Source organism: Streptococcus infantis, assembly GCF_047463655.1.
Classification (GTDB): Bacteria; Bacillota; Bacilli; order Lactobacillales; family Streptococcaceae; genus Streptococcus; species Streptococcus infantis_Z.
Map to the genome: position 1 here is coordinate 347,505 of NZ_JASHDM010000001.1, position 23,136 is coordinate 370,640.

24 protein-coding genes and 2 pseudogenes are annotated in these 23,136 nt (G+C 37.8%); 25 read left to right on the forward strand and 1 reads right to left on the reverse strand.

The features are described 5' to 3' along the window. The 12 genes and pseudogenes from QM877_RS01690 to QM877_RS01745 all read left to right on the forward strand — a co-directional run bounded on the left by QM877_RS01690 (window position 1) and on the right by QM877_RS01745 (window position 10,245). Entirely contained in the window at window positions 1-864 is an 864-nt protein-coding gene (locus tag QM877_RS01690) for an XRE/MutR family transcriptional regulator (RefSeq protein ID WP_049548314.1), read from the forward strand. 76 nt (window positions 865-940) lie between these two features. Further along, window positions 941-2,134: an MFS transporter gene (locus QM877_RS01695; protein WP_414310866.1), complete on the forward strand. Its 1,194-nt coding sequence runs from the start codon at window positions 941-943 to the stop codon at window positions 2,132-2,134. A gap of 411 nt (window positions 2,135-2,545) precedes the next feature. Beyond that, complete coding sequence (locus QM877_RS01700; protein ID WP_153225584.1) at window positions 2,546-2,938, forward strand: hypothetical protein; 393 nt, start codon at window positions 2,546-2,548, stop codon at window positions 2,936-2,938. Window positions 2,939-2,951: 13 nt separating this feature from the next. Beyond that, a complete protein-coding gene (locus QM877_RS01705) occupies window positions 2,952-3,923 on the forward strand; it encodes a DUF6892 domain-containing protein (RefSeq protein WP_414317371.1) in 972 nt (323 codons plus the stop codon). Between the two features lie 89 nt (window positions 3,924-4,012). Continuing rightward, complete coding sequence (locus QM877_RS01710) at window positions 4,013-4,804, forward strand: alpha/beta hydrolase (RefSeq protein WP_414317372.1); 792 nt, start codon at window positions 4,013-4,015, stop codon at window positions 4,802-4,804. Continuing rightward, window positions 4,785-5,504 (forward strand): class I SAM-dependent methyltransferase, encoded by a 720-nt coding sequence (locus QM877_RS01715; protein ID WP_414317373.1) that lies wholly within the window; start codon window positions 4,785-4,787, stop codon window positions 5,502-5,504. The genes QM877_RS01710 and QM877_RS01715 overlap by 20 nt, the downstream gene beginning before the upstream one ends. Before the next feature lie 277 nt (window positions 5,505-5,781). Next, window positions 5,782-6,663 (forward strand): diacylglycerol/lipid kinase family protein, encoded by an 882-nt coding sequence (locus QM877_RS01720; RefSeq protein WP_414317374.1) that lies wholly within the window; start codon window positions 5,782-5,784, stop codon window positions 6,661-6,663. Window positions 6,664-6,708: 45 nt separating this feature from the next. Beyond that, on the forward strand, window positions 6,709-7,587 hold the full coding sequence (locus QM877_RS01725) for a DUF4300 family protein (RefSeq protein ID WP_414317375.1): 879 nt from the start codon (window positions 6,709-6,711) through the stop codon (window positions 7,585-7,587). A 209-nt stretch (window positions 7,588-7,796) separates the two neighbouring features. After that, window positions 7,797-8,629: pseudogene (locus tag QM877_RS01730) on the forward strand (multidrug resistance efflux transporter family protein). Window positions 8,630-8,720: 91 nt separating this feature from the next. Further along, window positions 8,721-9,041, forward strand: a complete 321-nt coding sequence (locus QM877_RS01735; protein ID WP_414317376.1) for a hypothetical protein — start codon at window positions 8,721-8,723, stop codon at window positions 9,039-9,041. A gap of 38 nt (window positions 9,042-9,079) precedes the next feature. Next, the gene (locus tag QM877_RS01740) at window positions 9,080-9,391 is read left to right on the forward strand and encodes a hypothetical protein (protein WP_414317377.1); all 312 of its coding nucleotides are present in this window, start codon (window positions 9,080-9,082) and stop codon (window positions 9,389-9,391) included. 48 nt (window positions 9,392-9,439) lie between these two features. Further along, a pseudogene (locus tag QM877_RS01745) lies at window positions 9,440-10,245 on the forward strand (hypothetical protein). 29 nt (window positions 10,246-10,274) lie between these two features. Here QM877_RS01745 and QM877_RS01750 read toward each other — a convergent pair. Further along, window positions 10,275-11,294 (reverse strand): hypothetical protein, encoded by a 1,020-nt coding sequence (locus tag QM877_RS01750; RefSeq protein WP_414317378.1) that lies wholly within the window; start codon window positions 11,292-11,294, stop codon window positions 10,275-10,277. A gap of 120 nt (window positions 11,295-11,414) precedes the next feature. Here QM877_RS01750 and QM877_RS01755 point away from each other — a divergent pair, with 120 nt between their 5' ends. The 13 genes from QM877_RS01755 to aguA all read left to right on the forward strand — a co-directional run bounded on the left by QM877_RS01755 (window position 11,415) and on the right by aguA (window position 23,128). Continuing rightward, on the forward strand, window positions 11,415-11,921 hold the full coding sequence (locus QM877_RS01755; RefSeq protein ID WP_414317379.1) for a YfbM family protein: 507 nt from the start codon (window positions 11,415-11,417) through the stop codon (window positions 11,919-11,921). 32 nt (window positions 11,922-11,953) lie between these two features. Further along, complete coding sequence (locus tag QM877_RS01760) at window positions 11,954-12,805, forward strand: CbrC family protein (protein WP_414310875.1); 852 nt, start codon at window positions 11,954-11,956, stop codon at window positions 12,803-12,805. Window positions 12,806-12,823: 18 nt separating this feature from the next. After that, window positions 12,824-13,306, forward strand: a complete 483-nt coding sequence (locus QM877_RS01765; protein WP_194251846.1) for a hypothetical protein — start codon at window positions 12,824-12,826, stop codon at window positions 13,304-13,306. 18 nt (window positions 13,307-13,324) lie between these two features. Then, entirely contained in the window at window positions 13,325-13,879 is a 555-nt protein-coding gene (locus QM877_RS01770) for a hypothetical protein (protein ID WP_414310876.1), read from the forward strand. 10 nt (window positions 13,880-13,889) lie between these two features. After that, entirely contained in the window at window positions 13,890-14,387 is a 498-nt protein-coding gene (locus QM877_RS01775; protein WP_153225578.1) for a hypothetical protein, read from the forward strand. Between the two features lie 48 nt (window positions 14,388-14,435). Then, on the forward strand, window positions 14,436-15,230 hold the full coding sequence (locus QM877_RS01780; RefSeq protein ID WP_153225577.1) for a DUF4261 domain-containing protein: 795 nt from the start codon (window positions 14,436-14,438) through the stop codon (window positions 15,228-15,230). Window positions 15,231-15,273: 43 nt separating this feature from the next. Continuing rightward, window positions 15,274-15,741, forward strand: a complete 468-nt coding sequence (locus QM877_RS01785) for a hypothetical protein (RefSeq protein WP_049504675.1) — start codon at window positions 15,274-15,276, stop codon at window positions 15,739-15,741. After that, window positions 15,734-16,750 carry a hypothetical protein gene (locus tag QM877_RS01790; protein ID WP_414317380.1) on the forward strand — a complete coding sequence of 339 codons (1,017 nt, stop codon included), beginning with the start codon at window positions 15,734-15,736 and terminating at the stop codon, window positions 16,748-16,750. Before QM877_RS01785 ends, QM877_RS01790 begins: the two co-directional genes overlap by 8 nt. A gap of 597 nt (window positions 16,751-17,347) precedes the next feature. Beyond that, window positions 17,348-18,802, forward strand: coding sequence for an aminotransferase class I/II-fold pyridoxal phosphate-dependent enzyme (locus tag QM877_RS01795; protein ID WP_414317381.1), 1,455 nt, complete (start codon window positions 17,348-17,350; stop codon window positions 18,800-18,802). After that, entirely contained in the window at window positions 18,803-19,663 is an 861-nt protein-coding gene (speE, locus tag QM877_RS01800; protein WP_414317382.1) for a polyamine aminopropyltransferase, read from the forward strand. Further along, on the forward strand, window positions 19,660-20,919 hold the full coding sequence (locus QM877_RS01805) for a saccharopine dehydrogenase family protein (protein WP_414317383.1): 1,260 nt from the start codon (window positions 19,660-19,662) through the stop codon (window positions 20,917-20,919). Before speE ends, QM877_RS01805 begins: the two co-directional genes overlap by 4 nt. Next, window positions 20,919-22,046, forward strand: coding sequence for a carboxynorspermidine decarboxylase (gene nspC, locus QM877_RS01810; protein ID WP_414317384.1), 1,128 nt, complete (start codon window positions 20,919-20,921; stop codon window positions 22,044-22,046). Before QM877_RS01805 ends, nspC begins: the two co-directional genes overlap by 1 nt. Next, window positions 22,043-23,128, forward strand: a complete 1,086-nt coding sequence (gene aguA / locus QM877_RS01815) for an agmatine deiminase (protein ID WP_414317385.1) — start codon at window positions 22,043-22,045, stop codon at window positions 23,126-23,128. Before nspC ends, aguA begins: the two co-directional genes overlap by 4 nt. Window positions 23,129-23,136 lie beyond the last annotated feature (8 nt).

Below are 23,136 nucleotides of genomic sequence, written 5' to 3' on the forward strand. Positions count from 1 at the left end.
ATGGAAAATCTTGGAAAAGTTTTTCGTGAATTTCGAATCAGTAAAAATTACTCTCTAAAAGAAGCTGCAGGAGAGGCCTGTTCGACCTCCCAATTATCACGCTTTGAATTGGGGGAGTCGGATCTGGCTGCATCTCGTTTCTTTGAAATATTAGATAATATTCACGTGACGATTGAGAATTTTATGGATAAGACTAGAAATTTTCAACATCATGAGCATGTCGGCTTGATGGCTCAGATTATTCCACTTTACTACTCAAATGATATTGAAGGTTTTCAAAAACTTCAAGAAGAACAACTTGAAAAGGCTAAGAGTTCAACAAAACCCCTCTATTTTGAGCTGAACTGGATTTTGTTACAAGGTCTGATTTGTCAAAGAGATGCTAGCTTCACTATGAAGCAAGGTGATCTGGATAAGGTGGCAGATTATCTTTTCCAAACAGATGAATGGACCATGTATGAGTTGATCCTCTTTGGCAATCTCTATAGCTTTTATGATGTGGACTATGTTGCTCGACTTGGTAGAGAAGTGATGGAGAGGGAGGATTTCTACAAAGAAATTGGACGCCATCGAAAACTGGTCTTGATTTTAGCCCTTAATTGTTACCAGCATTGTTTAGAACATCTTGCTTTTGAAAATGCCAGCTACTTTGAAGCGTATATAGTGAAGATCATAGGTAAGAGCATCAAACTCTATGAGCGTAATGTTTTCCACTTTCTTAAAGGCTTTTCCCTTTATCAGAAGGGCCAAAAAGAAGAAGGCTGTAGCCAAATGCAAGAGGCCATGCGTATTTTTGTCCTACTAGGTCTTCCAGAGCAGGTAGCCTACTATCAGGAACATTATGATAAATTTGTAAAAGATTAATTTTCCCAAATATGGGAAAAATGAGAAACTCCTCCAAGTTTTGATACAATAGTTTCAAAATTTGAGAGGAGTTTTTATGAATCGATACGCAGTACAGTTAATTAGTCGTGGAGCTATAAACAAGATAGGAAATATGCTCTATGATTATGGAAATAGTGTTTGGTTGGCATCGATGGGAACGATTGGGCAAACCGTTTTAGGGATTTATCAGATCTCTGAACTCGTTACATCCATACTAGTTAATCCCTTTGGAGGTGTGATTTCAGACCGTTTTTCGCGTCGCAAGATTTTGATGACAACAGACTTGGTTTGTGGGATTCTCTGTCTGGCCATTTCTTTTATCAGAAATGATAACTGGATGATTGGAGCTTTGATCTTTGCTAATATTGTCCAGGCCATTGCCTTTGCTTTTTCTCGGCCTGCCAATAAAGCTATTATAACGGAAGTCGTAGCAAAGGACGAGATAGTGACCTATAACTCTCGCTTGGAGTTAGTTTTACAGGTTGTAGGAGTCAGTTCTCCGGTGCTTTCTTTCCTTGTTTTACAATTTGCTAGTCTCCATCTGACGCTCTTATTAGATGCTTTGACCTTTTTCATCTCTTTTGCCCTAGTGGCTTTACTTCCCAAAGAAGAACCAAAGGTTCAAGAGCAGGAGAGTTTTACAGGGAAAGATATTTTTGCAGATATCAAAGATGGCTTGCACTATATCTGGCATCAAAAAGAAATTTTCTTTCTCTTGTTAGTGGCTTCCAGTGTGAATTTCTTTTTTGCAGCTTTTGAGTTTTTGCTCCCTTTCTCAAATAAACTCTATGGTGTAGACGGAGCCTATGCAACTATCTTAACCATGGGTGCAATTGGCTCAATCATCGGAGCATTGATTGCAAATAAATTTAAATCAACTATGAATACACTTTTGTTCTTATTGATCCTCACAGGAGTAGGAGTTTTCATGATGGGCTTACCACTGCCTAATTATCTCACTTTTTCAGGAAACCTAGTTTGTGAATTATTTATGACAATTTTTAATATTCACTTCTTTACACAGGTACAGACCAAGGTTGACGGAGAATATCTGGGGAGGGTATTGAGCACCATTTTTACACTGGCAATTCTCTTTATGCCGATTGCGAAAGGGTTAATGACCTTTCTACCGAGCGTTCATTTAGCTTCCTTTTTAATTATCGGTCTTGGAGTTATTTTTCTTTCGTTGGTATCGATAGTCTATATTCAAAGACAGAAGAAGGATTCGAGTGAGAAAAACCAAAATTGAAGATAAAATTGAGTAAATCTTTTCATTATAAAATGTATCGTATCAGTTCATTGAAGTCTTGATATTATACATTTTTTTAATTTTAAAGACTTTTTAACTATTTTATACGATTTGTTAAACTTATCAAGGTTAAAAAAATGCTACAAGACAGTAGACATCCTGAAGTTTCTATCTTATTTTTAATACTAATTGAGTTATAAAAGGACACGCTCAAATAACACCTCATCTGTATACAATAAAATGGACTAGGTAATCATTTTAGAGAATTGACCGATTACAATAGTATAGATCCGTGAATGCCATCTGCTTCAGTCTTTTTTTCTGTTTATGTAGTATAATAAAAGGTGTAGGGATTCAGTTTTTTAATAGGATTATTCTAAGAACGAAGCTCCAATTAGAAAGAGGAGAAGCATGAAGCAATCACTTGAATTTTTAAGAGAAAGAATCACCGATAAGATGCCCTTAGAGGATATGGTAGCAATATTTGAAGACTTGTGTCGTGAGCCTATTGATGATGAGATGATTTTGTTTGAAACAGGGACATTTACAAGTATATCTGATAAGCCCTTGTTTCAACTATCATTAGTAAGGCAAGCCCCAAATGAAGATGAAGATGAAGAGTTTTATCAAGTTCACCTTGATATTTTCTATGAAGCAAGTCAAGACAATCAAATCTTTAGTGAATCGACCTGGGATGAAGATTTAGAGGAAAATATTTTTGACTACATTAGAAATTCAGAAGTATTTGCCTATGCTAAAGAGCAGGAATACCTAGCAGTCAAAATGTATCTTGAAGAAACTTAAGAAGGGGAGTTAAATGTTTCATTTTTTTAGAAAGAAAAAAGCTAAGGTCCTTTCTATGAATTTCCACGGGAATTCTGTCGATGTTCTAGAAACAAGCTTGCATTTTCCTTTATCATTAAAGGATATAGAAGCTGTTTTTGGAAAACCTGACCGATTTTTCAAAAAAGAAGGGCAGTTTATCAAATATATTTATGATGAACTTGGTTTCGTATTTGTGCATTCCTTTGAGGCTAAACAACACTTAAAGAGTTGTGAGATCTATATTGATGAGGAGCATTTAATTACTTCGCTATATTTATATTTTGGAGAGAATGTCAAACCCATGTGGGACGAGGGAGAACTACCTCTCAATCCTTGCAATACCCTGATAACTTGTAATGGAAAAAGCCCTTATTTTATTTCTGATAGACAGAGAGTAGGGGATTTTAACTTGATTTTATGGACTCCTTATGGAAGTGATTTTCATGGATATGCAGAGACGATCAAGAACACACTTTCAATTTCCTACTTTCCAGAGGTCAAACATGAACGGGAAAGCTACAAGTTAAAAGAAACTGACGAAGAACTGCTACACTTTGACAATATAAATTTTAAACTAACTATTATCCAAGTTTTGATGTACGATTTACGAGTACTGAAACCCTACTTTGACATCTATGATTTTGCGGATGAATTTAGTGAAGAGGATATCGACACAGAAAGTATGGAGATTATTCAGCTGGCCCTTGAATATATGATGAATCTTCCTATACCTAAGAAATATGCCGAACAAGTCCAAGAAATCTACATGGATGGCGGAAATGAAATTTATCTGAATTTGATTCCTCAGTGGGACGGTGAAGATGATGGTTTCGATCTAAATGAAGTTAGTCTTAAAGAACTGCAACAGTTTCCAAATCTGAAGCAAGCGACTATCATAAGCAGTAATTTTGAACATGTCAAAGAAACGTTCGACAAGCAAGGGGTTCAAGTGAAGGTATTATAATTGTTGCATTTATCTGAATAAATCATAAATGGATGGTATAAGTTCTTTAAGGATAAGGGCTAAAATGGAAAGAAATCTGGTGATAGATAATGAACATTCTTGATCTTAATTCTAATCAGAAAGATACGATATTGTTAATCCACCCGATGTTATCATCGGCTCAAGGGATGAAGTCCCTGATTGCAGACCAGATGGGGCAAGAGTTTAGATATATCATTCCGGATTTGTCGGCGCATGGGCAATCATCTCTAGCCCTCTACGAATCGGCTCTCAAGGAAAGCCAGATGATTTATGATTATCTAAAGGCTCATCATATAAAAGACTTGTGTTTAGCCTTTGGCGCATCCTTGGGTGGAGTTGTATTACTGCAATTGTTGAATCACAAGGACATCAGGTTTGGGAAACTTGTTTTTGAAGGAGTTAGTTTATGGACAAATGCGCCCTTGCTTGATGTCTTTACTAGGTATTTATTGTTAATAAAGCATAGAAAAGCCTTGCGAAATAGAAATATAGCTGTTCATAAGATGGTTTCACTTTATGGAGAAAAAGGAGAGATGATGGCGGATTCTTTCATTGCTATGGATGAAGAAAGTATCAGACATATTTCTCATGATTGTGCATTTGTGGCCTTGCCTAACCTTACGCCAGAGGAACAAAAAAACTGTGTTTTCTTTTATGGTTCAAGAGAATTCGACTTGATAGCTGCTAAAAAAGTTCTTCCAAAAAAGTATCCTCATGCCACATTTCACATTTGGCAAGGATATGACCACTGTCGCAAGATCACTGAAAATTCGGCAGTTTACTGTAAATTATTAGAAGAAATGATTGTAAAGAAAAATACCAGTTTTAATGAGGTAACACATGACAAGCAAAAAATCTGATCTTGAACATTATAGAAATATGTTAAAACAACCTTGGGGAAAGATTCAATATGAAATAACCTTTGCCCAACTTGCTCATCTGGAAGGTAAGAAAATTCTTGATTTTGGATCTGGATTTGGCTTGGTCAGTGAATTTCTTTCTCGCAAGAATCAAGTTATTTCTGTTGAACCTAATGAGGAAATGCTCTATGCCAACTCTTCCGCATCCTATGAAAAATTGTGGGGAAGTATTGACCAACTCGCTCGTTTTACGGATAAATCCTTTGATCTTGTCCTTTGCCATAATGTTTTAGAATATATAGATCCTAATGAACGAAAAGACTATCTTCTGGAGTTCAAAAGAATTTTAAAAGATGATGGGTTGATTTCAATTATCAAGCATAATCAAGTTGGAAAAGTTCTACAAAGTGTTGTTTTTGCTAATGATATCAATCAAGCGTTTAGCTTACTCAATGGTGAAAATTTTGAGAGCCTATCTTTTGCAAGTGGTTCTACTTATACGATTGAGGAAATATTAGCTTTGTCTGGTCTTAAATTAGAAAATTATTTGGGGATTCGAACATTTTACAGTCTACAACCAAATGAATTTAAGAGCAAAGAAAACTGGTTAGAAGAAATGACAAAGATTGAACTTGCAGTATGTGATTTAAAACCCTATAAAGATATTAGTTTTTTACAACATTTGTGGCTAAAAAAATAATAGAAGCATAGGTTTTGTTTTAAAGTAAAATAAAAACTGTCGTATATGAAGAAAGAGTGAATGAGATGATTTCTTCAGTTTGTAACTTGATAAAATTTTTTCCACAAATCTATTTTTCCAATTTTGAAAGAAAAATTCTTAGACAGTTCAGGATTGTATCTATTTTAGTTTACTACTTTCAATTTTTATTTTTAGAAATTTCATTATATAATAAAGTGTATCAAAAAAAGATATATTGATAGCCTAAAGATGCAAATAGATATTGAGGAGAAAATGAATGCAAAAAATAATGTTGATTATCAATCCAACCTCTGGTGGAGAAAAGGCTATAGATTATAAGGAAAAGTTAGAAAATAAGGCTAAAAAATACTTCGAGCAAGTCGATACCAGAATTACACAAAAAGCGCAAGACGCAACCAACTTCGCAACAGAAGCTTCTCGGGAGCACTATGATGCTGTTCTTGTTTTTGGTGGAGATGGGACAGTCAATGAAGTAATCTCAGGTATTGCTGAAAGAGAGTATATTCCTAAACTAGCGATTATTCCAGGAGGAACTGGAAATCTTATTACAAAGTTATTAGAAATCAATCAAGATATTGACGGGGCTATTGATGAGCTTGATTTCAATTCTACAAATAAGATTGATATCGGAAAATCCAATGGAAATTATTTTGGTTATATCTTTAGTATTGGTTCACTACCAGAAGCCATCCATAATGTTGGGATAGAGGATAAAACAAAATTTGGCATGCTCGCCTATGCGATTAATACCATGAAATCTGTGGTTACAGATCAAGCGTTTAACATCACAGTTGAGACTGAAAATGGAAACTATATTGGAGAAGCAAGTCACGTTTTAGTTCTCCTAACCAATTATTTTGCTGATAAGAAGATTTTTGATGAAGATAAGGATGGATATGCAAACGTTCTGATTCTTAAGGATGCATCAATTCTTACTAAATTGTCAGTTATTCCTGACTTATTAAAAGGGGACGTCGTAGAAAATGATCACATCGAGTACATTAAAGCTCGTCACATCAAAATCTCTTCAGACACTGAGTTAGAAACGGATGTTGACGGCGACAAATCTGATGACCTACCAGTAGAAATTAAGGTGCTAGGTCAGCATATTCAAGTCTATTCTCAACCGAAAGAATAATCTAATTTACCTTTAACAACAATTTTTTTAAACAAAGGAAAGCCTATGAAATTTAAAAGATTAGCGACTATTGGTCTTTGCTCAACACTTCTTTTGACCTTAGTCGCTTGTAGTCAAACTCAAAAGACAGCTGATGGAACTGCTGAAACTTCAGTGACTCAAACACAGTCGAATCAGGTTTCTTGGAAGGCTAGCTATACCAATATGAACAGTCAACCAAGTGCAGACGAAGTTCGAAAAGCTTTGGCTGAACATTTGGATAAAGAAAGTGTGGATGCATTTTTCAACCTTGTAAATGATTATAACGCGACTGTCGGTTCAGTAGGCTTAACTGGAGATTTTTCTACATTTACCAAAACAAACTATGACGTTGAAAAAATTACCAATCTTTGGACTCCGAAAAAAGGTGATTTTGTAGGTACCAACTGTCGGATTAACAGTTATTGTTTATTGAAAAATTCCATCGAAATTCCTAAGTTAGAGAAGGATGATTCCCTTTTGTTTGTCGATAATGATGCTATTGATAAGGGAAAAATCTTTGGTGCAGAAGACAAGGATGCCTTTGATATTCTATTCTCAAGAGTCAAGACCGAAGCAACAACTGATGTCAAGGTTCATGCTGCAAAGATGGAACAGTTCCTTTCTCAATTCAAGTTTAATGAAAATGCAAGAATGTTGTCTGTAGTCGTCCATGATGACTTGGATGGGCAATCCCTCTTTATCGGTCATGTTGGAATTCTTGTACCAAGTGAGGATGGCTATTTCTTTGTCGAAAAGTTAACCTTTGAGGAACCTTATCAAGCCATTAAATTTGCGACCAAGGAAGATTGTTACAAATATTTAGATACAAAATACGAAAACTATACAGGTGAAGGTCTAGCGAAACCCTTTATTATGGATAATGATAAGTGGGTTCAATTTTAAAAAATTATATACTTAAAGTAGTGTAATTGATAGACGTTTATATGGGAAAAATAAAAGTTATAGACTTTATCGACATCTTCAAGTCAATTAGATATGATAGTTTTATATGAGGAGATATATTTATGAAACAATCACAATTTTATAGAGCACTCTGGTATGGTATTTTGGGTGCTCTCTTTTTTGCTTTTACTTTTATTTTTAACCGTAGTATGAACCTAGAAGGTGGGTCTTGGTTGTGGAGCGCAAGCCTCCGTTATTTATTTACTTTGCCAATACTTACTTTTTTTGTTTGGCGTAAGAAAGAATTATCTACGGTATTAGCAGATATTCGTCAGTCACCATGGACTTGGTTTCTCTGGAGTACAGTTGGTTTTGGGCTTTTTTATGGTCCACTTTCTATGGCTTCTGTTTATGGTGAATCATGGTTTGTTGCGGCTACATGGCAGATCACTATTTTAGCAGGCTTACTCTTGACTCCTCTTTTTGGTAAAAAATTCCAGGAAAGCAGTTAGGTATGACATTTTTTATATTGTTGGGGATTATTCTCATTCAGATTCCTTATTTTCATAGTGGTATGGGAAATGGAGTTCTTATTGCTAGTCTATTGATTTTACTAGCAGCTTTTTCTTATCCTTTGGGGAATAGAAAAATGTTGGAACATTGTCAGCAAGATAGTTTAACTACTAGTCAGCGTGTTTTTGGTATGACCCTGATGAGTACTCCTTTTTGGCTATGCGTCTCCCTATATGCTGGGATTGATACAGGATTGCCATCCAGTTCCCAAATGTTGCAATCTCTCATTGTTGCAATATTTTCAGGTGTTGTTGCAACTTTACTTTTTTTTGAAGCGACAAACTTAGTCAAGCACAATCATAAGCAACTGGCAGTCATAGAAGCAACTCAGGCAGGGGAAGTACTTTTTACTCTTTTGGGTGGTTGCTTTTTCCTAGGTGATAGCTTTCCAAATCTTCTAGGTCTTTTGGGCATTATTATTGTAACATTAGGAATAGTAGGAAATAGTCTATTAACTGGTTTTGATTAGTTGAAGTGTGGTTTAAAGGAAAATCTCTACAAATCAGAAGTTTGGCAAGTGTCAGAAGATGATAAATAAATATGATTAGAGGACAGCAAGCATGGATGAACATACATTAAGAGTTGTAAAAATTGATAAGGAAGCTATTTTTGAATTGATCTACGAAACTTTTATAGCGCAAGAGCAAGAACTGCTGGACCTGTCACCAGTAGATGTTATCAATGATTGTGCTATGGATTGGGAAAAGGGAGAGTTTATCTTTACAGCACATCTTCAGGAAAATAGTCTGGGAGAATTGAATCCTCTTCCCAACGATATTGATATCCAAGATTTGCTGCAAAAACTACCTGTTACAACAGATTCCGTTCTTGGCCAAGAAGTGATTTATAGAGATTTTTCATTCGACCAATTAAAAAAATAGTATAATAGTAGTATATAAAATAGTCATAAGGAGACACAATGGATATTAAAGATTTTACAGAAAAAGAACAAGAAATGATTAAAAAGGGACTAACTTTCTCTAAGCTTAACGATAAGGAAACTGCCGATAAGATTATCGCTTTAATTCCTCAAGATATAATTAAACGAATTCCATTTTTTGTTAGAAAACATGCCATTACACGTACTGTTAAGAGAATCTCGCTCGAGTATCCAGAGTTGTATGCCGTTGCTGAACAAGAAGGCCAACTTCCAGAAAAGGAAGCTCAAGAATTGCGCCAAATTCTTACAGATATTTTCCAAGAGAAAATGAACAAGCATAAGATTAAATAAGCGTTGAGATTTAGAAATAAGATGTCGATTGAGCATTAGGAGTTGAGAATGGCTATTGATGGCGTTAAAATCATTGACAGTGATCAAGGGTATGACATTTACAATGAGGTAGTTGGTCGCTATAGAGACGGTGATCATGTGTCCAATATTATCAAGGATATCCTCGATGCAGAGAAAGATTACTGCCAAACAGACTTTTTTACAGAAATTTATTGGACTGCTCTTGCCTATTCACTGTGGAAGATTGGTCACCTGACAGACGATATCAGAGATAAAACCTTGGAGCTTCTCAAAAAAGGTGCTGATCCATTTTGGTTGGAAATAGATCCAAAGGCTTTGAAGCAAAGGCAAAAAGTCTTGGAAAAACTTGCTATCCAGTTGCAAACTGAAAATCCTAGGCCTCTAAATATCCCTAAAGCCAAAACTAAACGCAAATCCTATTTTGAAGAAGGGGATCTCCTTGCTGTTAAGTTCCAAGATGAGTATGGTCTTGTCTTTGTATCGATGGTTGATCAGAGTCCTAGAAAGCTTGAGTACCATCTGGCTTGCACGCGCCTCTTACAGAAAAAAAGCCCACCATCGATGATTTTTTGACCAGTCATATCTCCTGTAAGATGGACAATACGAAGTTTGCTCTCGTTACAGATTGCTGGTTCAACCACAAAGATTTAGGGCAATTATTAGAAAATATTGAAAAAATTGGACAGGTGAAACTTAGACCTTTTAGTCTTTGGATGCTGGCACCTGCCCAAAATTTAGAAGATATTTATGAAGAAATCACTAGAGATAAAGGCTCTTCTGGCCTTCGATTCATCGAAACCAATAAACTTGTCGATGATATTTTTCCTGTTTAATGCTTATGTGATAAAGGGGAAATGGTCAATTATTCCCACATGCTGTGTTGGGCTCTAACACCATAGCTATCTAGGGAACCATCTGAATTGAACTTGGATTCAATCCGATACCTTTTCCAGAGGTCGTAATCTGCTGTTTGGATGGTTAGGATAAAGTTGGTATCCTTATCAGAGACATTATAATCAGCAGGATTGACTTCAAAGATATCGATTAATTTTCGTGTTTGAAAGTCTTGGAGCTTGAGATTTGCTAGCTTGATATGATTGATGGAAATTTCTTCTAGTTGATTCTTATCCTTAGGTGTTCTGTAGTAGGTAATGACGCAGTTTTTGAGCTGATCAGTATCTCTTCCCGTAGGAGTAAGGCTCATAAAGCCATAGGACTGATTATCCCGCTTGACTTCGAGAAGCTGACCGTAGTAGAAGTGGTCGTTTTTGGGATTGGTGATGGAGCTCTCTGCGCCTTTATCTCCGAAGCTAAAGCCTTGGTCTAAAAGCTCGGAAGCCTTGGTTTCTCCGATAATGACAGTGGTATCTTGAATGCTTACTGGAACAGGTTGAGCTGGAAGGCCACTCATCATCATGCAAAACATAAAAACATAACTCGTTAAAAAAGCTGTCCCAATAACAGCGTTTGTTGATGCATAGGCATGACTGTTATGAAAGTTTTTTCTTATAGCTAGTACAACAAATTTTCCAAGACTTTTTAAAATCATACTAACAAGTACGATGAAAAATTGTTTTTTCAAACATTCATAAACTGCTTGCGGGAAGCTATTATCATGATAGTAGAAGCCAGCCAATACGAGTAGATTTACGATTAAATAGATCAGCAAGAACCAATGAATCTCTTTAAGGGCATTAGCATCAGTGATTTCTTCATAGTCAACGTGAATTCTTCCTTGAACAGCATGGCCAAGTTTATAAATCCATTTGGGAATGTCTTTGCCCTTTTTAACCGCAACTACGAGTCTGATATAGAGATAGATGGTAAAGGATAAGGATAGAAAGAAAAGAGCATAAAACCCCAAAACAATACTAGTGAACATGACTACTTCCCCCGTTTTCAATTGCAAGAGAACAATTTTGTTAGCTCCATTATAGCATTTTCTATAGAAGAAGAGCTAAAAACATCCGTATGATACTAACTGATTCAAAGGAGTAAAATCATGGGAATGATTGCCAATTATCAATATTTACCAGACGATGAATTAGAACAAATAAAAGGTCTTTCCAATCAAGAAGATGACTTGTTAGATTTTGCTGAAGATTCCGCTGATAGTCATGATATCTTAATAGATATTGACAAAATGTGGGATGCCTTGGTCTTTGTCATGACAGGATTTAGTAGTTCAGAATTTTTGGACGACAATCCCTTGAGAGAAGCGGTCTTAGGAGTGACTCCTTTAGAAGAAGTGTCTGAGTACATAGCTTATACTGAAAAAACAAAGATAGCCGAGATTGTAGAAGCTTTAGAAAGTTTTGACATGGACAGGGCTATGACTGACTTTAGTATGGAAGCTTGTAAGAAAGCCGACTTGTATCCTGATATTTGGGATTATCTTGAGGAAGAGGAAGAAATCAAGGATGACATCCGAATCAGCTTTGTAAACATGAAAAAGTTTTACAAGCAAATTTTAGAGCTCAATGGAAATGTCTTAGTTACTATTTGTTAAGATTTTATGTCATCCATTAGGAAGGTAGTCCCATGAATCCATTTCTAGAAAAATACATTACATTAAAAAAGCAATACCTGGAACAAGATGGAAATTCTTCCAGTGTTGCGGCACTCTATGATTTGGCTGATGAATTAGCTAAGTCTGAGGATTTAGAAGCTAAAAAAGTCTTAGTTGACCTCTATGAACAATTGGGTCTCTACACTAGTGCCTATAGCTTATTTACCGAAATCTTAGACAAACCTGATCGAAAACAGATAAAGAAACTGAGCCATTTACAAGAAATGAGTCAGAGTCATGGCGATCGTTTTGCCCTTCCTCGTCCTCTAAGAAAAGAAGAGAAGAAGCAAAGACAGAAGCTATTACAGTCTTTGCCACATTTTATCTATCATCCAGATCCGTTGGCTACAGGTTCATTTGTTGAAGGAGAAGCCAAGCTTTGTCCATCTTGTGGGAAAGAAAGCAATGTTTATTATGCTCTTAGGCCCTATAGTATTGAAGAGATAGAACATCTCTGCCCAACTTGCATTGCAAATGGGATGGCAGCTCAGAAATTCGATGCGGAATTTATCCAAGATGCCGAGTGGCAGGGTGAATTGGATCCAGAAAAGAATCAGCTGCTTTTTTGTCAGACCCCAGGCTACTCTAGTTGGCAGGGAGAATATTGGCTTTCTTGTTGCCAAGATTATTGTGCTTACTTGGGTACAGTTGGAACTCGAGAATTGAATGATATGGGAATCGCTGAGCAAGTCTTGGCAGACTATGAAGCGCGTGAAGAATATCAAGAGGTAGAAGACTACTTGGTCAAAGACGGGCCTATCTGTGGTTATTTGTTTAGATGCCTACATTGTCAAAAATACCAGATCTGGGTTGATGCAGATTAAATCGAAATGTGATTAGCTATGAAAATTAAAGAGAAGACTATGGAGGAACTAGAATTATTCGAAGCCGCCTCCAAAGATTTATTAGATACTATGCAGGGATTTAAAGACAATCTATCTGTTCAATTTCCCCTATTAGATAGTGATAACTGGCAGTATGATAAGGGATCGATAAAAGTTTGTAAGGCTGATGAGTCAGGATTCAAAAAAAGATGTAGGGTCGGAATCAGCTACAACTTGAAAGTCTCCCTATTAAACGAAGATGCCGAGCAAATCTGGTTACTGTTTAAAGACTGGTTCAATACTAGCAGATTGGGTCAAGTTGAAAGAAATCCTAATAATGAGGATTTGGGAAGATATGTCTTCTCAGCAAGTTCCCCTCTAGGTGATCAGGTAGATTGTTCGATTTATTTGCCTAATGAGTGGAATATCCCTCAGATTAGCTTTTCAGGCTATCTAACAGCTCGTTATAGGGCTTGTGATCTTGATAAATTGCAAGAATAAGATGGAAGGTTTTTAGAGATGAGAAAGATTGATTGGGACAAGATAAAGACTCGCTTAGATGCCTTGCTAGTCATTGACGAATATTTGACAGATCCGAGTGAGGATTGGCTCAGACTCGTGATTAAGACTGAGGAAGTCTATGGACTCCGCTACCTTATTGATAATGGATCTGGTGATTCTTTAGATGTGATTTTGACTGATAAAATGATTCTTATAAAAGGCTTTGATCATGAAAGTAGTTTAAGCCAGTTTGCTGCTGACGAGTGGAATCAAGATATCATCGATAGTTTTTATAAAGGACTGGATGAAAAGTATGTCTCACTTTATTCAGAAGACCAAAAAGATGAAACAACCTTCTTTATCTGGTATGATGGTCACGCGCATCAACAGACTTACCAAGATCAGGATGGTGGAGAATGGTTGCTTTCTTACCTCTTTGATAGCTTTGAGAGATTTCATGAGTTTGTGACAGACTATTATGAAATTACAGTTGATAAAGATTTACTTAGGAAACTCTACATGGAAGGACAACTTTCAGACTTAGAATTAAAGCAATTAATCCAGGAGAGTTAAGAGAGTAATCATGAGAGTGAACTATAAAAATACCCCTGAAAAATATCAAACTGTAGCAGAAATAATTATCACACCATTGCTTGATTTACTCAAAAGTTTAACCTTGTTAGAAGAGGAAATTTTTGAGCGTAACAGAGCACTGGATAAGGAAAAAGAAGCCCTTGGCATCCCAGCCAATCAAGTTCATCCCAAGTGGAATGAACTTATGGATGACTATTTTCAGAGGCAAATGCAACTTCTAACTGGACGAGTGACTCAAAAATGCTTGGAAGGAGGAGTTCGAAATACTTATGGCTCCCCAAGTGAGTATAACTATGTTAAAAGGAATGATTTTTCTGTAGATTTTATCATGACAAAAGCTGAAGAAGCAAGAATTATCACCCATTTTCAAGAAGCATTAGAAATGAAGCATCAGTTTATTCTTAGATTGGTGGATGGAAATTGGCTACTTGATGAGAAATTTTACGGTTTTGAGGACGAGGAAACTTGGTATCTCGACTCACTTTGAGCAAGATAGCTTTGCTTCCCAACTGGTATGAGAAAAAGGAGGAGTTTTATGAATTTTTTTAAAAATCTATTTACTAGTAAGAAAGAAAAATCAGAGAAGAAAAAACAACTGATCTTGTCCATGCCCCTCTTCAAAGGCAATCAAGCCTATTCTTTAGACCAAGTTGTTCAGGAATTGAAATCTCATTGGGGGCTTGAAATTTCTGAAGTTTCTGGGGATGATTCTAGTGCAACCTTTGTGATTGATGGTGCTCTCGTTGCTTTGGCATTGATGGATCTTCCTATCCCAAGTCAAGAATTTGAAGAATTGTATGCCTATTCTTACCTCTGGCAGGATGTTGAGAAGGAAACACAGGAGCACACACAACACGCCATTGTTTCTATTTTGTCTGACAATCTTTCGCCAGTAGAAACTTATTCCTTATTAACTAAAGTCAATGCCTCTATCCTAAAAACTAGTCAATCAGCTATTGGTATTTATCAGGGTTCTACCACCTTGCTCTTGCCCAAAGATCTTTATCTGGACTTAGCTGATCTTTTGAAAGAAGAACTGCTTCCTCTTCAACTCTGGATTTATATGGGAATTATCAACCAGGGAGATAAAACTAGTATTTACACTTATGGTTTGAAAGAGTTTGGAAAAACTGAGATCGAAATCATTGATTCTGTCATGGATAGCGATGACTTATATTATTTCCTCTTGTCTATTCTTCAGTATGTTTTAGGCAGTGATGTCACCTTAAAGGACGGTGAAACCATTGGCTTTTCAGAAGATCAAAAAATCAAAATCACTGAGTCAAAAGCTGTCTATTTGGAAGGCAATTCCTTGAAATTAGAGGTTTAGACCATGATTTATATTTGAGTGTCCTTCCTAGATTGAGGTTTTTATGAAGCGTAATATAAAAAAGTATTATCTCTACCGATTTCTGGTCTATAGATTTGAAAAACTCTCTTGTAAGGACCCAAGTCTCAAGGAAATAGAGTCAGAGAAGAGAGAAAAAATCCTTCTAGAGGCTACTCGAACTAGTCAAAAGATTATTCTAGTCCTTGGAATTCTTTATGTTTTGCTAAATTCGGCTTTGTTCATTTACCTTAGGGCTAGTGATTTTCAAAATCCCTTATTGACTTGGTTTACTGATTACGTCGACTATTTAGGTGGACTGATAAACGGAGAATGGGGCGGTAGTTGGCGTCAAAAGAAAGCTAGTTTTTTGATGATTGCTCTACTGGCTTTGCCCATTGTGGTCATAGAAGGTTGCCCCTTCTTCTTGCTAGTCTTATTGATTGGGAATTGGGTGCTAAAGAGAAAGATAAGATTTGAGAGAGAACATAAAGGAGTAGAGAGCCATGGGTAGAACGGCGATAATAGGTACTTTAATAGTTTTTGCAATCTTTAATCTGCTACTTGGTCTGGGCTTTTATCTCTTTCTAAAAAAGAGGAAAGAGAATGGGCAGTCATTGTACGAAACGCCTGTAAACCAACAAACTCGAACAGAAAAACTGGGTCTAGGTGAGATTTTAGTCTACCTGTCCCTGATTGCAATCGCCGGGATCTTTGCTTTTCAGACCTTAAATAGAGGTGGTGTTGGGAATTCTATTTTAGCCAAAATGATCCTTCTACCTGCTCTAATGGCCCTTTTCAATGCAAGAAAAAGGACTGGAAAGTCTTTACTTGCCCTCCTTATAACCTTTATGGTCTTTCTGGTAGGAGTCATGTTTAATCTCACGATTGGTTTGCCACCTCAAGCACCAATTTTGCAAATTAATGAAAGTAAAATCATTTTAGCAGAAACTAAAGCCAGTGAGCTGATGAATGCTGGATTTGACATCTATATAAGACAGGGCGATGGTGCTAGCGACTACGAAGAGCTCTTGACAGAGGGAAGTTTCCAAAAGTATCCAGGCGATAAATCAGTTACTATCGAAAAAGGCTTCAGACTTGATAGCAATGCTGTTCCTTACGCTCCCTATCTCCTGGCAAAAGATGGCATAGTACTGGGCAGTATTTCCTTTTACGGTGCTGAGGACCAGAATGTGGCTTTAGAAGATTCTAAGATTATTCAGGTTCGATTTAACAAGGAAAGTATTGAGGTAGCTAAGGAACATTCTATCACTTTGAAATTGGATGAACTCGACTTGACTACTCGACTGGATGTTTCTCTTGTTCAAGAAACTTTTAAAAAGCATCTATGGTCAATCCCCCCATCAAGTACAAACGATGTTACCCAATTGTGGTATGGATTAAAGTGGTCCAGCAACAGTGACTCTCTATTTTGGAATGAGTATTATAGTCTCATCCGTCTGGATGAAAATTACTTGATGACTGATTTTGAATTAGCGGTCCAAATAGCACGAGATGAGTAGATAGGATTTTGAATAGTTGACTGTACTTATAACTACTTGAGGAACTGAGTATTTTAGTTCCTTTTTAATCTTTTTGAACTTATTTTAAAACGATTTCTATTTTGAAACTAAAGCAATTTCACGAACAAAATGTTAAATTGTTTAAAAAAAGTTCTAAAAATACTTTACAAGTCTCTGAAAACATGATATAGTAATGAAGCTTAGAAAATGAGATGATGTTTTCTAGCAAATATAAACCCGAGTAAAAAATGCCTACGGACAGGCAGGGTTGAATGCCGAAGCGTGGTTGAAAAGCCACATTATTGATAGGGTTAAAAGCCTACTTTTATAAGTTGATGTTAGAACATTAGTTCTAATTCGTATACATTTGTTAGTGTGGTGAAAGCACACGTCATCTTGTGAAACGATCAATAAAGTACGTAATATTTGCTACTAGAGAGTTAGGAAACATCAGGAACAGACATACTCAAAAGAAACAAACATAAACACGTCAGTAGATTGTAGAGCAGGTGCCAACCTGCTCTTTTTTCATAAGTATCCTTTAGAGCCTTGCATGGTTAAGGTTTAAAAAATATGATAAAGGAGTATGTCTTTATAATGTTAAATCAAAACCAAGCTCCCATCTATGAGGGGCTGGTCAAATTACGAAAGAAAAGAATTGTACCGTTTGATGTCCCTGGTCACAAACGTGGCCGTGGGAATCCAGAATTAGTGGAACTTCTGGGTGAGAAATGCGTTGGGATTGATGTCAATTCTATGAAGCCCTTGGACAATCTAGGACATCCCATTTCGATTATCAGAGAAGCAGAGGAACTAGCAGCGGAAGCTTTTGGGGCTGCTCATGCCTTTCTAATGATTGGGGGGACAACTTCATCTGTTCAAACCATGATTCTCTCCACTTGTAAAGCTGGAGATAAGATTATTCTTCCGCGTAACGTACATAAATCAGCTATCAACGCCCTTGTTTTGTGTGGTGCTATTCCTATCTATATCGAGATGAGTGTGGATCCAAAAATCGGTATTGCTTTGGGGCTTGAAAATGAGCGTGTGGCGCAAGCTATTAAGGACCATCCGGATGCCAAGGCTATCCTAATTAACAATCCAACCTATTATGGGATTTGTTCAGATCTTAAGGGACTAACTGAGATGGCTCATGCTGCAGGAATGAAAGTGTTGGTAGATGAAGCGCACGGTGCCCATCTGCATTTTACAGATAAACTTCCTCTATCTGCTATGGATGCAGGAGCAGATATGTCAGCTGTATCCATGCATAAGTCTGGTGGTAGCTTGACACAAAGTTCACTTCTTTTAGTTGGGGATCAGATGAATCCTGAGTACGTGCGTCAAATCATTAACCTGACCCAATCAACATCAGCATCTTACTTACTAATGTCTAGTTTGGATATTTCACGCCGCAATCTGGCCCTTCGTGGTAAAGAGTCCTTTGAGAAGGTCATTGAGTTGTCCGAATATGCTAGACGAGAAATCAATGCCATCGGCGGCTACTATGCCTACTCAAAAGAGCTAGTAGACGGTGTGTCTGTCTGTGATTTTGACGTTACTAAGTTGTCAGTCTACACTCAGGGGATTGGTCTAACAGGGATTGAAGTTTATGACCTCTTACGGGATGAATATGACATTCAGATTGAATTTGGCGATATTGGGAATATCTTGGCCTACATTTCCATTGGGGATCGCATCCAAGATATCGAGCGCTTGGTCGGTGCGCTAGCTGATATAAAGAGACTTTACTCGAGAGATGGGAAGGACTTGATAGCTGGAGAATATATTCAGCCTGAGTTGGTGTTGTCTCCTCAGGAAGCCTTCTATTCAGAGAGAAGAAGTTTAACCTTGGACGAGTCTGTGGGGCAAGTCTGTGGGGAATTTGTCATGTGCTACCCTCCAGGAATTCCAATCCTAGCGCCAGGTGAACGGATTACACGAGAAATTGTGGATTATATAAAATTCGCCAAAGAACGTGGTTGTTCCCTCCAAGGAACAGAAGATCCAGAGGTCAATCACATCAATGTCATTGAGAGAAAGGAGAACTAAATGGATTTATGGTTTTCTGAAGTTCATACTCCAGATGTGAAATTATCCTTGAGAACAGCAAAACAACTTTACGCTGGTAAAAGTGAATGGCAAGATATTGAAGTATTAGATACTCCAGCTTTTGGAAAGATTTTGATTTTAAATGGGCATGTCTTGTTCTCGGATGCAGATGATTTTGTATACAACGAAATGACCGTACACGTTCCCATGGCTGTCCATCCGAATCCAAAGAAAGTCTTGGTTATCGGTGGTGGAGACGGTGGTGTTGCCCAAGTATTAACGCTATATCCTGAACTGGAACAAATCGATATTGTGGAACCGGATGAGATGTTGGTGGAGGTTTGTAGAGAATATTTCCCAGACTTTGCCACAGGACTAGATGATCCTCGTGTTACCATTTATTATCAAAATGGACTTCGTTTTTTACGAAACTGTGAAGATGATTACGATATTATCATCAATGATGCGACGGATCCATTTGGACATACAGAAGGGCTATTTACTAAGGAATTTTACGGCAATAGCTATAGAGCTTTGAAAGAAGACGGCATTATGATTTACCAGCATGGTAGTCCCTTCTTTGACGAAGATGAGTCTGCTTGCCGCAGCATGCACCGCAAGGTCAATCAAGCCTTTCCAATCAGCCGAGTTTATCAGGCCCATATCCCAACCAGTCCAGCTGGCTATTGGTTATTTGGATTTGCATCGAAAAAATATCACCCTGTCAAAGATTTTGACAAGGAAGGCTGGAAAAAACGCCAGCTTTTCACAGAATACTATACTGCAAACTTACACGTGGGAGCCTTTATGCTGCCCAAGTATGTAGAAGACATTTTAGAAGAAGAGGAAAGAAAAAAATGAGTCGTTTATTAGTTATTGGATGTGGGGGCGTTGCCCAAGTTGCTATTTCAAAGATTTGCCAAGATAGCGAAACTTTTAAAGAAATTATGATTGCTAGCCGTACCAAGTCAAAATGTGATGACTTGAAAGCTAAATTAGAGGGAAAAACAAGCACTAAAATTGAAACAGCTACTCTTGATGCTGATAAAGTAGAAGAAGTAATTGCCTTAATTGAAAGCTACAAGCCAGAAGCTGTTTTGAACGTAGCCCTACCATACCAAGATTTGACCATTATGGATGCTTGTTTGGCAACAGGTGTCCACTATATCGATACTGCCAACTATGAGGCTGAGGACACAGAAGACCCTGAATGGCGTGCAATTTATGAGAAACGTTGTAATGAGCTTGGATTTACTGCTTATTTTGATTACTCATGGCAATGGGCTTACCAAGAAAAATTCAAAGAAGCTGGCTTGACAGCTCTTCTTGGTTCTGGATTTGACCCAGGAGTAACCAGCGTCTTTTCAGCATACGCCCTCAAACACTACTTTGATGAAATCCACTATATCGATATTTTAGACTGTAATGGTGGTGACCACGGTTATCCATTTGCGACTAACTTTAACCCAGAAATTAATCTACGTGAGGTTTCTGCACCAGGTTCTTACTGGGAAGATGGAAAATGGGTCGAAGTCGAAGCAATGTCTATCAAACGTGAATATAATTTCCCTCAAGTTGGTCAAAAAGACATGTATCTTCTTCACCACGAAGAAATTGAATCACTGGCTAAAAACATTCCAGGTGTTAAACGTATTCGTTTCTTTATGACTTTTGGTCAATCTTATCTAACGCACATGAAATGCTTGGAAAACGTTGGGCTTCTTCGTACAGATGCTATTAACTTTAACGGCCAAGAAATTGTACCAATCCAATTCTTGAAAGCTTTACTTCCTGATCCTGCCAGTCTTGGTCCACGAACAGTTGGTAAAACCAATATCGGATGTATCTTTACAGGTGTTAAAGATGGCGTTGAAAAAACTATCTACATCTACAATGTTTGCGACCATCAGGAATGTTATGCAGAGGTTGGTTCACAGGCAATTTCATACACTACAGGTGTTCCTGCTATGATTGGGACAAAATTGGTTATGAATGGAACTTGGAAACAACCAGGAGTTTATAACCTTGAAGAGTTGGATCCAGATCCATTCATGGAAGCTTTGAATAAATACGGCTTGCCATGGGTTGTGGTTGAAAATCCACAAATGGTGGACTAATGAAGCTAGAACAAGTACCAACACCTTCTTATATCATTGATTTAGGAAAATTAGAAGAGAATTGCCGCATTCTACAAGAAGTTCAAGAAAAGGCAGGCTGTAAGGTGTTGCTAGCTCAAAAGGCCTATTCCCTCTACAAAACCTATCCCTTGATTAGCCAGTATCTGTCTGGTACGACTGCTAGTGGATTATACGAAGCTAAGTTAGGGCGAGAAGAATTTCCAGGGGAAGTCCATGTTTTTGCGCCAGCTTTCAAGGAATCAGACATGGAAGAGTTGCTTCAAATATCTGATCATATTGTCTTTAACTCAGAGAGACAATTACGAAAATATGGTCAACCTTGTCGTGAAGCTGGTATCAGTGTAGGTTTGCGCCTTAATCCTCAATGTTCAACACAAGGAGATCACGCGCTCTATGATCCTTGTGCTCCTGGTTCTCGTTTTGGAGTGACTTCAGACAAGATACCGAGTGATTTGCTGGACTTGGTGGACGGACTTCATTTTCATACTCTTTGTGAGCAAGGGGCAGATGATTTAGCGACAACCCTGAAAGCTGTAGAAGAGCAGTTTGGACAATACTTGCATCACGTTAAATGGCTCAATATGGGTGGTGGACATCACATTACGAGAGCCGACTATGATGTGGACTTGCTGATTTCTGAGATTAAACGGATTCGAGAAACTTATAACCTTGATGTCTATGTCGAACCAGGTGAAGCCATTGCACTTAATGCGGGCTATCTGGCGACAGAGGTCTTGGATATTGTTGAAAACGGGATTGAGACCTTGGTGCTAGATGCCTCGGCAAGCTGCCATATGCCAGATGTTCTAGAGATGCCTTATCGCCCCCCATTGAGAGACGGTTTTGAAGCGAAAGAAAAATCTTATACTTATAGACTTTCTTCCAATACCTGTCTAACAGGAGATATCATTGGGGATTACAGCTTTGAAAAACCGATTGAAATCGGCGATCGCCTCTATTTTGAAGACATGGCTATTTACTCATTTGTCAAAAATAATACCTTTAACGGGATTGGACTTCCAAGTTTATATGTGATGGATAAAGAGGGTGAGTGCAGTCTAGTCAAAGCCTTTGGCTATCAAGACTTTAAGGAGAGATTATCATGATGGACAGTCCAAAGAAATTAGGTTATCGTATGCCTGCAGAGTATGAACCCCATCATGGGACTCTCATGATATGGCCTACTCGACCAGGGTCTTGGCCATTTCAAGGTAAGGCTGCAAAACCAGCTTTTAGCCAGATTATCAAAACCATTGCTCAGGGCGAAACAGTCTATCTTTTGGTAGAGGAGAAACATCTATCTGAAGCCCAATCCTATCTTGGAGACCAGGTCGTTTGTCTAGATATTCCAACAAATGATGCCTGGGCTCGTGATACAGGTCCGACCATTCTCCTCAATGATAAAAGGGAAAAGTTAGCGGTAGACTGGTCTTTCAATGCCTGGGGTGGTGCTGTTGATGGACTCTATCAAGACTATGAAGCAGATGACCAAGTGGCCAGTCGTTTTGCAGAAGTCTTAGAGATACCTGTTTACGATGCCAAACCTTTTGTACTAGAAGGTGGAGCTATTCACAGTGACGGTCAAGGAACGATACTTGTGACTGAAAGTTGCCTTCTCAGTCCGGGTCGCAATCCTCATATGACTAAAGAAGAGATTGAAAATACCTTACTAGAGAGTCTTGGAGCTGAAAAAGTTATCTGGCTTCCTTATGGTATTTATCAGGATGAAACCAACGAACACGTCGATAATGTAGCAGCCTTTGTTGGTCCAGCGGAGATTGTCTTAGCTTGGACGGACGATCAGGACGATCCCCAGTATGACATGTCAGCAGCTGACCTTTCCCTTTTAGAGAAGGAAACAGATGCAAAGGGTCGGAGTTTCACTATTCATAAACTCCCAATCCCAGCTCTTCATCAAGTAGTGACGGAAGAAGATTTGCCGGGCTATTCATATGAAGAAGGTGAAGAGGAGCGTTATGCTGGTGAGCGTTTAGCAGCTTCCTATGTGAATTTTTACATTTCTAATAAGTCTGTATTAGTGCCACAATTTCAAGATGTAAACGACCAAGTGGCCTTGAATATTCTGAACCAGTGTTTTCCAGACCGTGAAGTCGTAGGAATCCCAGCTAGAGATATTCTTTTAGGTGGTGGAAATATCCACTGTATTACCCAACAAATTCCAGAATAGGAGAAAAA